The 14826-nt window shown below is 47.5% G+C and carries 9 protein-coding genes; 1 reads left to right on the top strand and 8 read right to left on the bottom strand.

What is annotated here, in order from left to right; translation table 11 throughout:
- Nucleotides 1-15 precede the first annotated feature (15 nt).
- The gene (locus tag ABR189_RS05745; RefSeq protein ID WP_354659499.1) at nt 16-468 is read left to right on the top strand and encodes a hypothetical protein; all 453 of its coding nucleotides are present in this window, start codon (nt 16-18) and stop codon (nt 466-468) included.
- Nucleotides 469-566: 98 nt separating this feature from the next.
- On the opposite strand, the gene ABR189_RS05750 is transcribed toward ABR189_RS05745, so the two are convergent.
- From ABR189_RS05750 to ABR189_RS05785, 8 genes are all read right to left on the bottom strand, one after another.
- Complete coding sequence (locus ABR189_RS05750; protein ID WP_354659500.1) at nt 567-1034, bottom strand: macro domain-containing protein; 468 nt, start codon at nt 1032-1034, stop codon at nt 567-569.
- A gap of 652 nt (nt 1035-1686) precedes the next feature.
- Nucleotides 1687-2817: an acyltransferase family protein gene (locus ABR189_RS05755; protein WP_354659501.1), complete on the bottom strand. Its 1131-nt coding sequence runs from the start codon at nt 2815-2817 to the stop codon at nt 1687-1689.
- Between the two features lie 9 nt (nt 2818-2826).
- Nucleotides 2827-5130: a beta-N-acetylhexosaminidase gene (locus ABR189_RS05760; RefSeq protein ID WP_354659502.1), complete on the bottom strand. Its 2304-nt coding sequence runs from the start codon at nt 5128-5130 to the stop codon at nt 2827-2829.
- A 53-nt stretch (nt 5131-5183) separates the two neighbouring features.
- Complete coding sequence (locus ABR189_RS05765) at nt 5184-6743, bottom strand: SusD/RagB family nutrient-binding outer membrane lipoprotein (protein ID WP_354659503.1); 1560 nt, start codon at nt 6741-6743, stop codon at nt 5184-5186.
- Between the two features lie 19 nt (nt 6744-6762).
- Nucleotides 6763-10173 (bottom strand): SusC/RagA family TonB-linked outer membrane protein, encoded by a 3411-nt coding sequence (locus ABR189_RS05770; protein WP_354659504.1) that lies wholly within the window; start codon nt 10171-10173, stop codon nt 6763-6765.
- 155 nt (nt 10174-10328) lie between these two features.
- The gene (locus ABR189_RS05775; protein ID WP_354659505.1) at nt 10329-11375 is read right to left on the bottom strand and encodes a FecR family protein; all 1047 of its coding nucleotides are present in this window, start codon (nt 11373-11375) and stop codon (nt 10329-10331) included.
- 83 nt (nt 11376-11458) lie between these two features.
- Entirely contained in the window at nt 11459-12046 is a 588-nt protein-coding gene (locus tag ABR189_RS05780; RefSeq protein WP_354659506.1) for an RNA polymerase sigma factor, read from the bottom strand.
- Between the two features lie 59 nt (nt 12047-12105).
- Nucleotides 12106-14787, bottom strand: coding sequence for a GH116 family glycosyl hydrolase (locus ABR189_RS05785; protein ID WP_354659507.1), 2682 nt, complete (start codon nt 14785-14787; stop codon nt 12106-12108).
- Nucleotides 14788-14826 lie beyond the last annotated feature (39 nt).

Here is a 14826-nt window from a genome sequence, read left to right on the forward strand (position 1 = left end):
TAATACTTTGATACAATGAATATACCTGATAAGTTGCTTATTCGAAGAATGGAAGATTATCATACACATCATATGGGCAGAGCTTCTAATGGCCAACTGTTTTGGGGGTATGAAACTTTTGTCTATCTGGTACCTCCAGAAGAAAGACAAGAACAGAATTGGCTGCAATATAGATTGGACTATGCTATAATGCATTTTTTTGGACAAGATGGGAACTATTTAAGTAGTCGCTCTTACTGTGGGGGGACCGCAGATAAATGCAAAGTAGACTTTGAAGAGATTCTTGATGAATGGGTATCGGAATTGGGAGAAGTAGAGTATAATGATATTGAGGTCAAACTTTTTCAGACTGAAATCGATGGACATATTTTTGGACTGATTCAGGACGAAGAATACGATGCTATTTCTTTAGAGCCCAGCTCTTTAATTTCCTTTATGGAGCCATGGGATGGTGAATACTATACATAAATGAGGTATTGCATAGATATACCTGGCATTCAGGATACAAGGAAAATCATAGCTATATTTATCAATACAAGGTATACGGCTTGTATTGCCCCTTTTAGCTAAAAATCATAAACTGTTACAGCTATTTTCCTGTTTATTAGCTCTTCTGAGATAATCGGCTCTATTTTATCCCAGGTGCCACCGGCAAGCCCACAGCCAATTCTTGGCATGTGAACAGTGGCCCCTATTTCCTGCGCAAATTCTCCCACCTTTTTAAGCCCTTCTTGAATTGCTTCATAACGAATGGGAGGGTTCCCATTTTCATCTTTATTGATTTTATGCTGTCCTATGATGTTAGCAATCCAGATATTGGGTTCAACCTGTACAAATTGAGTTTGGCCAAGCGAAAACCCATCCTGGGATTTATACCATGTTCTATACTGTTTTTCCGGTTCCTTCCAGCGCTTTGAAATAGCCAGCACAAAGCCTTTTCCCCAGCCGCCCTGATCATTGCAAATATGAGCTATGATTTTAATGCCCTCTCCCGGAGGCATTGTTGCATCTCCTTTTATATAACTAATGTTCATTTTCACATTTTTATACCGGACAAAGAAAAGTGAATTTTTTTAATTCTTTACCTTTTAGTTAATCATTGAAGCATGCTCTTAATAGTTTCTTTGTCATTAACAGAGTTTTTCCAATCACTTGTCGGCCCTCTTTTGTGTAATGCTCACCGATGACATTCCCTACTAAACACCAAATAGATTTGTCTATAGTTATTGATAGGTAAATAAGGGGGGAATGTGCCATATTGCATACACCATTTCAAACGGTAAATCCCTGCACTTTCCCCCTCAAATCCCCCCGCTTCCCCCTCTGATAACCTCCCAACACTCCCCGGGATACAACCTTTCCACTACCATTTTATTTCCCCTCAAACCTTTACCCAGCGCGACACTTGCATTCAAACATACCCATAACCGCTTGCTGGTACTACGTTTCCTTATAGATAAAGCCTATATAAAGCCTATATGAAGCCTATATAAGGCCCAGATGAAACCTACCTAATAAAATAGGCTTTATCTGGGCTTTATGTACCCTTTATGGAGGGTTCATATTAGCTTTATTGATAAGAAGTGATAGTATTTCGATAAACGTTCCCCTAAGCCTGCCTGGAGGCCAGGAGGTTTTCAGGCCCATTGACGGGCACGCATGTAGCTAAGCCGCTTTAATGAAGTACTATAACCGGATGTATACTTTCTTTTTATCCATCATCCAACCGGCCAGCCAGCAGAGCATCGTAAAAAAGAGGGAGAACAGCAGGCAGCCCACCGGTCCCGGTGCAATCACCTGGAAGATTTTGGTATTGAGCCAGTCTATTACTGTTATATTCCCCGGTAGGTACAGGATCAGGAATACGCCAAGCAGGTTAGACAGTATATAAATGAACAGGGGGTTTTTACCAAACACAAGGAAGAAATAAGTTCCCCTTTTCCACTGCCGTATCTCTATGAAATAGTACAATACACCTACGAAAAGGATGTCGATACCACCCGTATACAAAACATAGGAGCTGCTCCATAATTTTTTATTAATGGGAAAAAAGCGATCCCAGTATAGTGCTATCAGCACCAGGGCAGTGCCGGTAAGCAGGAGCCGAACGATACATGCAATGGTTTTTCCCTTGCGCAGTATAAAACATCCGGTAAGATAGCCTGCCAGTACATTTACGATGGCAGGAAGGGTGCTTAATATCCCTTCCGGATCGAAGACAATGCCATTTTCTTTGTACATGTGCAGTGCGCCCAGTACCAGCAGGTCCAGCCTGCGTACCGCATTACCTTCAATCGTGTAGGGTATACCCTCGTAACCAAAGTAATGCAGTAACCCCCAGTAGGTGATCAGCAGAAGGGCGGATACCAGGACCAGATACCTGAAAGAGATATAGCGCACCAGCAGGGAAGCGAAGCAATACGCCAGCCCAATACGTTGCAGTACTGCCATAATACGGGTTTCCCCAAGCGGTTTAAGCCAGATAGCACCTTCGCCGTTCCAGCCCACAAACGGGTACCAGCTTAAAAGATAGCCGATCAAAAAAAGCAGGCAGGTACGCCGGAAAATCCTGTAAAGTGCTGCCCTTTCCGGCAACAACGCCAGTTTCTTATTGGCAAATACCATGGCGTTGCCCACTGCAAATAAGAAGGAGGGAAACACCAGGTCAGTCAGCGTGCAGCCATTCCAGGCGGCATGCGTTAACTGGGTAAATGGCACGGCTCCGCTACCTTGCGTATTGACCACGATCATGAAGAAAATGGTCAGGCCCCGGAACACATCCAGGGTAATAAAACGTTGATGGCTATTATCAGTCATATTCTTTTTCTATTGAACTACCAGCTCGTCCAGCATGATGATGTTCTTATCAGCCAGCGTATGGAGGTTGGCATTGTGTATAGATACTTTTATATAACGCGCTTGCTGCTGTATTGGCATAACATACTTTGCCACGTGTCTTAATAACTGCTGCGGTGCAACGGCATTAGCAACGGTAAAACAATCGGTATAATGTATGCCGTCGATAGAAACACTTACATTTATTTTCCTGGGCAGATAAAGGTTGCCTACCTGATCTTCCATAAACCTTGCAGTGAGAGATTGTACCAGCTGTTGCGGGTGCAGGCGGATGGTGACCGTTGTCAGCGAATCGGTGAGCATCATCCATCGTGCATCGTAAGGCTCTATGGTCCCCAGTATGCCGTCCAGCAAACGGCCGGGGGCTTCATGAGCAGGTTGTATAGCAACTGTGGCGCCCACAGCTTTATGCAGGAGGAACGTATCTGTATTTATTTTCCCTGCTGGCCTATTATGGATAAATGTAGCGGCTTTGAGCACCGCACTGGCATGAATAACAACTGGTTTTTCATATAGCGGAGATCGTACCGTTGGTGTAGTACCATCCAGGGTATAATGGATAGGGTAGCGGTAGGTCTGGTCGGTAAGTGTTACGGTGATGCTTTGGGCGGCACTGTCTGCTACCGGACGAATATTTACATTGTACATGCTTTTAGCATAACGAATGCCAGCGGCATCAAAACGGTGAAACTGCGTTTCCGTTTTGGTGATGAACCTGGCATAATCTTTTTTATCTTCCGGCGACCATAATGCTTCTGATAAAGCCAGCAGGCGTGGCAGTAACATATATTCCACGTGCTGCGGGGTGGGTATGTTCTCTGTCCACAGGCATCCTTCTCCACCCAGTATGCTGCCTGCCTGTGCAGCCGTGAATGCCCTGGGCATAGGATTAAAATGATACACAGTATCCAGCTGCAACCTGGCATAGGTAATAGCTGGCTCCAGGCCAGGGTCCGACTGATAGAAGTCGAAGTAAGTGTATTGGTATGGCGTCATCACCGTGGCATTACCCCGGGCCGCGGCTGCTATGGCTTTGCTGTCTCCATGCCACGACATGCTCACTGAAGATGGGGCGATCGCAGCACCCAGGATCTCATCCCATCCCATCATCTTTTTTCCATGAGCAGTGATAAAGCTATCGATGCGTGCCGTGAAATACGCTTGTAGCTGCCGGGCAGTGGTAAAGCCATTTTCCTTCATTTTACGCTGGCATCTGGGGCAATTGAGCCAGGGCTCCGGGCGTACTTCATCACCGCCTATATGGATGTATGCCGCAGGAAATAACGCCATTACTTCCTGCAAGATGTTTTGCAGGAAAATATAGGTACTATCATAGCCCACACAGAAATTATGTTGCAGGTCTCCGGGATAGCCACAAGGCATCAGCAGGGGCGTATTGTTATTTAAATCGCTGTATTGGGGATAAGCCACCAACGCTGCGGTGCAATGCCCTGGCATTTCTATTTCTGGAATGATCATCACATTTCTTTGCCGGGCGTATGCAATGATTTCTTTTACTGCTTCCTGGGTGTAAAATCCGCCATAGGTGGCAGGTTCTCCGGGTTGGGTGGCCTGGGCAACGGTCATGGGTATATTGTCCCTGTTGGCACGCCAGGCCCCCACTGTGGTAAGCTTAGGATATTGTTTGATCTCCAGCCGCCAGCCGTGGCTATCTGTCAGGTGCCAGTGAAATACATTGATCTTGAAGGTAGCGAGCAGATCAATGTATTGTTTGATGAAAGCAGGTGGAAAGAAATGACGGCTTACATCCAGATGCATGCCGCGGTAAGGGTATTGCGGATAATCAACGATGTAAGCGCAGGGGATTTTCCATGGTTTTTGCGGTTGTTTTTTCTGATCTGCCGGAAGTAATTGTGCCAGGTTTTGAAAGGCATAAAATATTCCTGCCGGTGTAGCCGCGGTGATCTTTATACTGTCTGGCGATATGTTGAGCAGGTAGCCTTCCGGGGTACTGACAAGCGGGCCGGGCTTCAGTTCAACCAGGATAATACCCCTGGTACTGCCAGCAGGGTTTGACTGGTGCAACCAGATGCCCGTTGTAGCCTGAAACGACCTGCTGAACAGTGCCATGCTTTGCAGCACAAGGGTATCCTGCGTGGTGGTAATCAGCCTGGTATTGTTGCTGAAAACAAAATCGCCGGCTTTGTCTGTTATACGCACCGGCTCCGGTATGATTTTTACCCGTTGTGCCTGTGTTTTTAAGCAAGTGGTTATGCAGGCAAATAAAAATGCCGTCTGAAGGATAAGCTTCATGATAGAAAGCAGTTGCTTTGAATAATTAATGTATGAGCTGGTTACAGCGGTTTTTATTTTATATCCCACCACACAGGGGTATTGTTTTTGTCCGGGCCATTCAGCAGGGGGAGTGCATTTTGAACAGCCTGTTTGTTGGATTCATATTCCAGTGTAATAAACGTAAAGCGTTTGATGATCATGGTAGCTGGCACATCAGGATTATCAGAATTGGCCACCGGGTATACCACCGGATAACCGGTACGGCGCAGTTCTGCCCACGCTTCTATCCCATCTGGAAAAAGGGCGAGCCATTTTTGGGTGAGGATCTGTTGCCGTTGTATTTTCGGGTCGGTAGCAAATTTTACAGTAAGATCTGCTACTGCCGGTGAGTGAAGAAAGTCGCCTGGTGCTACCGGTGGCGTGGTACTTTGCAGGTAGTTTTGAATAGCGGTATTGTTGATGCCCCATTGTTGCAGGGAACGGGTAATACCTTGCTGATACAAATCCTGTGGGGTACCACCCATGCTCCAGCCATTGAGCGCACCTTCCGCACGCAGGAAGTATGCTTCGGACGAATACATGACGGTCAGTTTGTTAGTAGCGGCAAGCTCAGGAACCCATCCGGGGCCGATGTTAGAGAGATTGTTGCCGGCGCCGCCCGGATTGGCGCCCGTAAGCTGGGCTACCGACAGGCCATTGCGCAGGCCATGGTATTTTCCATCTGAGGCAGTACTGAAATATACGGGGAGGCGCGGGTCGTTGAACCCTTTAAGATAACTTTCCATAGAAGCGCTCATCCGGAAATTACCCCAGGGCGACATCAGGTTTAAGCCATTGGGCGATGCCGTTGCTACATCCATCATGGCGTTGTCGTCGTTGGTTTGCATAACACCTGCCGTAACGGCTTTTTCAGCCTCTTCCTTCGCCTTGCCAGGCTCCACGTAGGAGATGCGCAGGGCCAGGCGTAACCGCAGCGTATTGGCCAGTTTTGTCCATTTGCCAATATTGCCATGATAGATCAGGTCGTTGTTGCCATAAGGTGTTAGCTCCTGGTTGGCGGCTTTAAGTGCGGTAACGGCCGTATCCAGCACTTTGAACAAATCGTAGTAAATATCTTTTTGTGCATCGTATGGAATACTGAACTCACCACTGCCGGCATTGAAGTAAGGCACAGGGCCATAAAAATCAGTATGGGAATGAAAGATATACACCTTCCATATTTTGGCGATGGCATTGGCCGGAATATCCTTGCCTTCCGTGGCATCTATCACTTTTTTGAGGGTAGGATAGGCACTGCCGTACATAGACAACCACTGGTAAAATTCCCAGTCTTTGCGCTGAACATACCGGTCGGGAGAAGCACCTGGGTCAATAGTGGCATAATACTGGCTCCAGAGATCCGCAAAAAGGTTACGGGCCAGCTGGTAGATGCCCGGATCACCATAAATACCCTGGTATTCCGCTTTGGCAAAGGCATTGGGTATAGTAGCCTGCGTAAGCCCGCTGAAAGTGTTAGGATCAGTATTGATAGCATCAAACTTTTTAGTGCAGGCACTTGTCATGATCACATAACAAAAGAGGGTGACCATACAGGTTTTAGCGGAAGTATATTTTAAAGAAAGTAAGTTCATACGATCGGTTTTTGGCCCGTTAAAAATTGAATTTTAAGTACAGTGCGTAGCTACGCGTGCTTGGGATGGCTGCATATTCAATCCCCTGGTTGTTGCCTGTGCCCAGTGCCGTTTCCGGATCAATACCATTGGCATTGTTCTTAAAGAAAAACAGGTTGCGGCCCACCAATGAAAGCGATGCATGCTCGATAAACTTTGTACGGAGCCATGATGCGGGAATGGCGTAGGAAATACTTGCTTCCCGGAGGCGGATGTTGGTAGCGCTGTGCGCAAATAGCTCTCCTATGGAATTGTTGGCCACTTGTGTCCAGTAATCCTGTGCAGAAATGGTTTTTGTGTTTTTATCTCCTTCTGCTGTTACGGCATCCGGTATCACAAAGCCGGTTTCACGATTGACGGTAGTGGCCGACAAGGTGCCTGCTGCGGCCATCAGGGCCTCGGTGCCGGAGATGATTGTACCACCTTTGCGCTCATCGATCAGGAAATACAAGGTCCAGTTCTTGTATTGTAGCTTGTTAACAATACCGGCAGTCCAGTCGGGATTAAAATTGCCCACATACTTTGACTGATCTGATATCAGCAAAGGTTTTCCTGTGGCATCTACCACGATATGGCCCGCTGCATCACGTTGCAGGCTGGAAGTATATAGCTCCCCATATTTTTCTCCTTCTGCTACCACGATGGCACCCAGCGCTTGCGGCGAGCTTAATAATACCCTTCTCTGTAAGGAATCGAGTTTTATCACCCGGTTACGGTTGGCGCCGAAGTTGACGCTGATATTCCATTTAAAATTTTTACTATTTACCGGCTGCGCATTTACCAGTAATTCTACACCGGTATTCCTGATCTTTCCTGCATTGATAATGCGGGTAGAGTATCCTGAAGCAGCGGGTACCGGTATGGTGAGGATTTGATTGATCGTATTCGTATTATAAAAGGTAGCTTCAAAGCTCAACCGGTTCTTCATAAATCCTGCTTCCAGTCCGGCTTCGAAAGAGTGTGTTTCTTCCGGTTTTAAATCAGCATTGCGCAAAGTGGGGTCAATCAATAAGAACCCACCATTACCACCAGCTACCAGGGAGTATACGGGTTTTAGCTCATTGAAGCCGGTACCGTTACCCACAAAAGCATACGAAGTTCTCACCTTCAGCAGGGAGATGGCCTGCGGCAAGTGCAATAGATCGTTGAGTATAGCGCTAATACCTGCGGAAGGGAAAAAATAGGAAGCGTTTTTAACGGGCAGCGTAGAGTTCCAGTCATTGCGTCCTGTAAGATCGAGGAACAGGTAGTTGTTATAGCTCAGCTGTGCAGAGGCGTATACCGACTGCTTTTCCGTCCGGGTGAGCGGTGCGTATGGAATGTAATTATTGAGGCTGTTGGTTAGTGCTACTGCATTTGAAGTAGCGAAAATGTTAGGTGCATTGAGGCCCTGATTATTGAGCGTTGTTCTTTCAGCATGGTATTGCTCCAGGCTGGCACCTGCATGTACTGCAAGGGTAAGTTTATCTGTAAGATCTTTGTTATAGCTGACAAGAATATCGTTGTTGAATTGCTGGTTCGATTCTTTATTGATCACATAATTGCCCCTGCCAGGGTAATCCGTCAGCCAATAGGAATCGTTATAATCTTTTTCTTCACCCAGGTCGTTATAATAATCAATACTTGTTCTCGCCTGTATGCTGAGGTCAGGTGTAAGCTGGTAGCGTAAAGCAGCAAGACCTATAAAACGGTTGCGCTGGCGGCTGTACAGGTTACGGTAAGCGCTCCAGTATGGATTTTGAAAAGCGGGCGTTTCTGTGGCCCAGTAGTGCTGGCTCAGGGTGCCATCTGCTTCCGTTGTTTCAAAGTTTTTAACATCATCCAGCCGCAGGCTGCGGGGCATGGCATACAGCGTGCTCATGATGCGGTTACCCGCCCCCGTTAGTGGCCGGTTCAGCACATCTTCTACCAGGAAGTTGGCTTTAACATCCAGCGAAAACCCTTTTGCCAGTGTGGTGGTTTGGCGCAATAAGAAATTGTTTCTCTTATAATCGTTGTTAGGCAAAATACCCTTGCTGTAGGTATTGGTATAAGAAAAATAAGTTTGTGACTGTTCGTTTCCACGGGAAAGCGCGATGGAATTGATCAGTTCCGAGCCGGTACGGAAAAAATCTTTAAAGTTACCGGCTTGCGGTGTGAGCGGCTGTGTTTTGCCGGTCCAGTCTTTCACTTGCTGACCAGTCATTTTTGGTCCCCAGCTATTGGCACTTGCCGGGATGAAAACACCTGCATCGCCCTGACCATAAATATTTTGCAGCCCGGGCCAGGTGAGTGGGGTAGACAGTGCTGCCGAGCTGGAAACCTGTACCCCGATCCCTTTACCAATCCTGCCTTTTTTGGTGGTAACAATGATAGCCCCGTTAGAGGCATCGGAGCCATACAATGCTGCGGCAGAAGCACCCGTTAACACGGTCATGGATTCGATATCATCCGGATTAATATTGGAAATGCCATCGCCGTTGTCACGTGCCCCGAAGAGGGCCACATCAGCACCAGCTTTGGGCGTATTATCTATACGTACCCCGTCTACCACGATCAGGGGCTGGTTGGTACGGCCAATAGAACGGTTGCCCCGGAAAACGATCCTGTTGGACCCGCCGGGGCCGGAGTTTGTTTTATTAATAGTAAGCCCGGCTACTTTACCATTGATGGCGCTGGTGATATTTGCTTCACGGGAGTTGCTGAGATCTTCTCCTTTTAAACCCTGGGTAGCATAGGTGAGCGACCGTTTTTCGCGCGTAATACCTAATGCAGTGACCACTACTTCGTTCAGTTGCTTCTCATCGGCATTTAGTATGATCGCTACCGTAGTTTCACCATTGAGTGGGAAGTTGAGCTTGGTATATCCTACGTGCGAAATTTCAAGAATAGCATTGGGATCGGATACGGTTAAGGTGAACCCGCCATCATTGTCTGTGATGGTACCATTGGAGGTGCCCTTTTCCCTCACAGATATATAGGCCCCGGCAGTGATGGTACCATCTTTATTACGCAGTTTGATCGTCCCTTTGATGGCTGTGCTCACCTTTTGTTGCGAAATGACGATCAGGTTATTGTCCAGGATGCGGTAGGTAAGAAGGGTGTGTGTAAAAACGGAATCCAGTACCTCCCTGATGTCGGCATTGGTGGCTTTGATGCTAACGGTGGTTGCCTGTGGCAACAGATCATCATTGTAGATAAAGCGGTAAGGACTGTTGCGTTGGATGGAGAGCAATGCAGTTTTAATATGCACGTCCTTTAATACAAGGTTAATCCTTGTTTGCCCTGTACTTTTTGCATGTACAGACAAACAGGCAATTAATAGAAAAAAGGCAGTTAGTTTCATGAGCAGTAAAACCTTAAATAATGCCTTATGGGTAAAAGAAAACTTGCTGGCACGCAATTTTTTCATACCTTCAAAATTGAAAAGTTGAACAATAGGGACGCGTAAGTGCCTGAGAATACGAACGCTCCCGATGATATGCTTTTTTAAGAGGAGATGCGCAAACATCTCCTTTTTGATGGAGGTTATGTCATGTAATCAATTTAGATAAGTGAATGTTGTTTTTATTTAGTGATCCATACTTCACCTTGTTTAATAGTATAATAGAAAGGATAAGAAAGTTTGAGCGCCTCCAATGTCTGCTGCATGGTTTCGCCGGTAATCACTCCCGAAAATCTTTTTGTTTTTAATGCATTGTCCTCAATGTGAATGGTAGTAGAAAACCAGCTTTCCAGCTTGGGGACCAGCTGTTCCAGCGGTTCATTATTAAATGTGAGCGATTGATTCATCCACACCGTTTCGGGTAGTACGTTCTGTTCATCTTTTTGCAGGCGGGCGATGACAAAGAGAGAAGCATCCTGTTTGCCCGCCGGTGGCTGTACCGTGGCAGCGGCTGGCGTTTCTGCCGCAATGATTATTTTCTCGTCTGGCCTCAATAATATTTTCCGTTCAGGGTCTTGCTGCGTTGTTACTTCCACCAGGCCGCGCAGCAGCGATGTTTCCACATGTTTTTGGGCAGGGTAGGCCTTTACATTGAAAGCAGTACCTTTTACTGTAATATTCACATTTGCCGCGTGAATGATGAAAGGGTGTGCGGCATTTTTGGTAACATCGAAGAAGGCTTCACCTGATAGCGTTACCTCCCGGTATTGCTGCCCGAAAGTTTTTTCATTGTAGGTAAGATGGCTGTTACCGTTCAGCCATACCTGGGTGCCGTCTGGTAAAACGAGTTGCTGCTTGGCACTTGGCTTTGTGATGATGGTTTTAGTATAGCGTTTTGTATTGGTGTTTAGGTGCGTGTTAATATAAAACAGTCCCACGATGACCGCAGCAGCCATGGCTGCTGCGAGCCACCGGAGATTCCGTTTGTTGATAAATACCACAGGTGCCTGGTCGTTGCTGTTGATATTAGCCGCGATCTTGTCCCATACGGGCTTTCCCGGCTTCATTCCGGGTAAGGACTGTAGGGGCGCCTTCCATATTTTTTCCAGTGCTTCATGGCGCACACTATCAGGGCTATTTTTCAGCAAAGCTTCCAACTCAATAAGTTCTGCCGCTGTAGCTTCGCCTGCACTGCGTTTGGCCAGTAATATCCACACCCTTTCGTCCATATATCTTGGTTGTTACATAATAAAACACCAAAAGCAGGGGGCGACCCCCAAGCATATTTTAAATTTCTTAAAAAAAGGCTGGATCAGGGTTTGTTTACCGGGGGGCTGTATACCGGCAAACTGATATTAACAGTAGCATGTACTTTTTTCAGGGCAATACCCATCTGGTTTTCAATTGTTTTGAGGCTGAGGTGCAGTAGCTCCGCCACTTCTCTGTATTGCAGGCCATCTTCTTTTACCAGCTTAAAAATGAGCCTGCACCTGGGAGGCAGATCATTGATCGCTTTATTGATACACCGGAGGAGGTCTGTTGAAATAAGATGGTCCACGGCGGTAGGTTCTATGGAAAAATAGGGAAGGTAGATGGTATCGATATTGATATATTTCTCCTTGCCATTTTTGCGGAGATAATTAAGGCTGATGTTTTTGGTGATAGTATACAGGTACCCGGCAAAGTTTTCCAGTGACGCTATACGCGCCCGTTTTTGCCAGACCTGTATAAATACATCGGCCACTACTTCTTCGGCTTGCTCCCGGTGATGGATAATAGCAAAGGAGAAATGTAAGAGCCTTTCGCTGAAGCGGTCGTACAACTGTTTCAGCGCGGCCTGGTCGCCGCCTGCCAGTTGCATTTGAAGATGAGCGATATCTTTTTTTATCTTATCTTCCACTACAGTAAATTACAACACTGCCTGATAAAAAAGAAATTTTAATACAGGCACCATTAAGATCATCCCACCTGGATCTCTAAAGTTTCTCCCTCCTTTAAAATTACTGGTTGAGCAAAGATGATATGAACGTCTTTCCCGGATGCCGCCAGGGACGCTTTGAGGTGCTTGCCATTAAGGGTAGCCGTGATAGTGGTACCCGTAGTTTGCAGACTTAGTGTTTTGAGTCGCAGCGAGCCATAATGCAACGCAATGCTGCAAAGCGTATTTTTAATGTTTACTTGCTGTTGGAAGGTACCCCAGCCCTCAGCAGCCGTGAAAGGCGCTTTGAATCGCTCTCTTCCAAAAGCAGGCGCAAACCGGAGATACCCTTTAGGACCATGATACTCAAAGCCGCAGGCGGTGATGAAAGTACCATAGCTGGCCATCGCACGTGCATAGTGATCACTGCATTCTATTTCGTTAAAAGGATTTCTTTTTGATCCATGGTACCGGTGATGGATAGCATTGGTAAGTATCATCGCTTCATCAGTCATGCCTTCTGCCATCATGTGACTGGCTACCTGGTGTTCAAACCCCGACATACACTCATGGAAGTATCCCAGCTGCCAGGTTACGTTTTCGCCAAATGGTTTGGGTTCGTTGTGCGGATTGGTGTTCATGATCATACCACCTTCTCCTTCCAGCGCGTAGGGACGGCCTCCCAGGTGGGTTTTGATATAAGGACCTACATCCATGGCGAAGTTATATTTCCACAGGGCACGGAGCGCAGAAAGTGTTTGTTCACGGTTCCAGAGCCTGCCCAGTCCTACCTGGAATGCCCAGCTTTGTCCATACACCTGGTCAATATGACAAGTGTTGTACGAGCCAAGTTTGGAACGACCCTGCACCGGATCAGGACGGTGGATGAAATATTCTCCGTTGAACAGGTGCTTGGACATGTTGTCGGACCCTTTCGTTACATATTCCCGGCAACGGGTAGCAAAGGCTTTATCGTTCATTTCTGTGGCCATATATTCGGCCGCACGGGCAGCAGCAATGCATAATCCTACAATCCAGGCAATCTCACCTTCCCACACTGCATCGAGGGTATTTTCCATCGGCGTGTCTGTCATGCCATCACCGTTCTTGTCCTGTGCCAGCATGAAGTTCACCGCCTTTTTAATCTGCCCCCAGTTCTGACGCAGAAAACGGTCATCGGCGCTCATCTGGTGCTCGCGGTAGATCCGCAGGATAGTACCCGCTTGTCCGTCAATAGCGGGACGGTTCTCATATTCTGCACGGAAGATGATGCCGCCGTCTTCCTGCATCCCGATACCAAGGTCGGTACCCTGACGGGTTTCTCTTTCCAGGGAAGGAAAGATACGGCCCATAGTCTGTGCATATTGCCACACATGGGTGCAGGTACCTTCGCAGGCATTCACGCCTTCCCATCCCCAGAAACGGCCACCTGCAAAGCGGTAGGTATTGGCGGTAGCCAGTGTCCCGATATTCAGGAAGGTACGCTCCAGGAACCAGTAAGGCAACGTGGAGTCGTAGTAGGTTTCCCGCCAGCGTAGTGTTTGTCCCCAGAGGGTCTTAAACTTTGGTGCGATATAGTCGGCCACGGCAGCGGCATCGGTGAAGCGGGTACCATAATAATAACCTCCGGCAGCTTCTTTCACCTTACTCACTTTTTTAAGTGGGTGGTTGAAATGCCAGGTCAGTACAAACTGTGCTTCCAGTGTTGCGCCCGGGGCGAGCTGTTTTTTAGGGCTGGCCACGGAGGCAACAAGTATCTCTTCTGCTGCGGTGGTGGCTTTCTCATTACGGGTGGTAAAGCAATCGGCCTCTACCGGCCAGGGATTAGCATTAGCATTGGCAATAGCGCCGTCTCCGATGTATGATATACAGGTACTGCCATCGTCTGCACGGTCGGAGGTGCCGCTGGCAGGTTGGAAGGTAGACGACACGCGCGTATAACCCGTGCCGTTATGTACGGTATTTACTTTTTCTCCTTCGCCTTTTTTAGCGGAGATTTTCCGGGCGCCATTTTCAAACCAGCCTGCAATAGCGGTAGTTACTGGCTGTCCCGAAGTGTTTTTTATACTGATATCAAATACCGTGGCGGGCAATCCGCTGTTATCTGCATCCAATGGAATGAAAATACCACCGGCACGTAGGGTCACTTCCAGCGGAAGGTTCCTGTGCTGGTAGCGTATCGTGGCGGTAGGGTAGGTGGCCTCAAAGCTCACTTCTTCCCAGCTCTCTTGCCTTAGCTCCACCAGCCGCGTTTGCCCCTTGCTTTCAATAAGCAACGCAAATCCTTGTTCCAGTATGCGATGGTTGGCAGCAATGGCTGGCTCCAGGTAGCTGGCGCCATCCCGGTTGCGGATGCTTCTTTCGGAGGTTCCATCATGCCAGCGCACCGTTTTGGGTTCTATACCTTCCTGCTCATCATTGTAAATGCTCCATAGCCACAAACGGCCATCACCACCCAGATAAACCGTACCGGTATGCAATCCGCCTGCGGGCATACCTATATAACGTAATTCATTCTTTGCTTTGGTATAGGTGGTGGGGCGCCCACGCTGATAAAGGGAGCGTACCCATCCGGGAGGAAGTTGCTTGTCGGCAGGTATGTTGTGCTTCGGCAGCAACACGCCGGAATATGATGGGGTGTCCTGGGCAAGGGCAGACAGTCGCCATGCGAAGATACCTGCTGCTGCCAAACCTGTTTGACGGATAAATTGCCTCCTTTCCATAATTCAATTACCAGTTGTGGTACTACAATAATAATGGTT

This window comes from Chitinophaga sp. H8, assembly GCF_040567655.1.
In the GTDB taxonomy this organism is placed as follows: domain Bacteria; phylum Bacteroidota; class Bacteroidia; order Chitinophagales; family Chitinophagaceae; genus Chitinophaga; species Chitinophaga defluvii.

Bases quoted from the DNA above. Each gene is read 5' to 3' on its own strand.
- ABR189_RS05745 (WP_354659499.1), top strand. From the start codon at position 16: ATGAATATACCTGATAAGTTGCTTATTCGAAGAATGGAAGATTATCAT.
- ABR189_RS05750 (WP_354659500.1), bottom strand. From the start codon at position 1,034: ATGAACATTAGTTATATAAAAGGAGATGCAACAATGCCTCCGGGAGAG.
- ABR189_RS05755 (WP_354659501.1), bottom strand. From the start codon at position 2,817: ATGACTGATAATAGCCATCAACGTTTTATTACCCTGGATGTGTTCCGG.
- ABR189_RS05760 (WP_354659502.1), bottom strand. From the start codon at position 5,130: ATGAAGCTTATCCTTCAGACGGCATTTTTATTTGCCTGCATAACCACT.
- ABR189_RS05765 (WP_354659503.1), bottom strand. From the start codon at position 6,743: ATGAACTTACTTTCTTTAAAATATACTTCCGCTAAAACCTGTATGGTC.
- ABR189_RS05770 (WP_354659504.1), bottom strand. From the start codon at position 10,173: ATGAAAAAATTGCGTGCCAGCAAGTTTTCTTTTACCCATAAGGCATTA.
- ABR189_RS05775 (WP_354659505.1), bottom strand. From the start codon at position 11,375: ATGGACGAAAGGGTGTGGATATTACTGGCCAAACGCAGTGCAGGCGAA.
- ABR189_RS05785 (WP_354659507.1), bottom strand. From the start codon at position 14,787: ATGGAAAGGAGGCAATTTATCCGTCAAACAGGTTTGGCAGCAGCAGGT.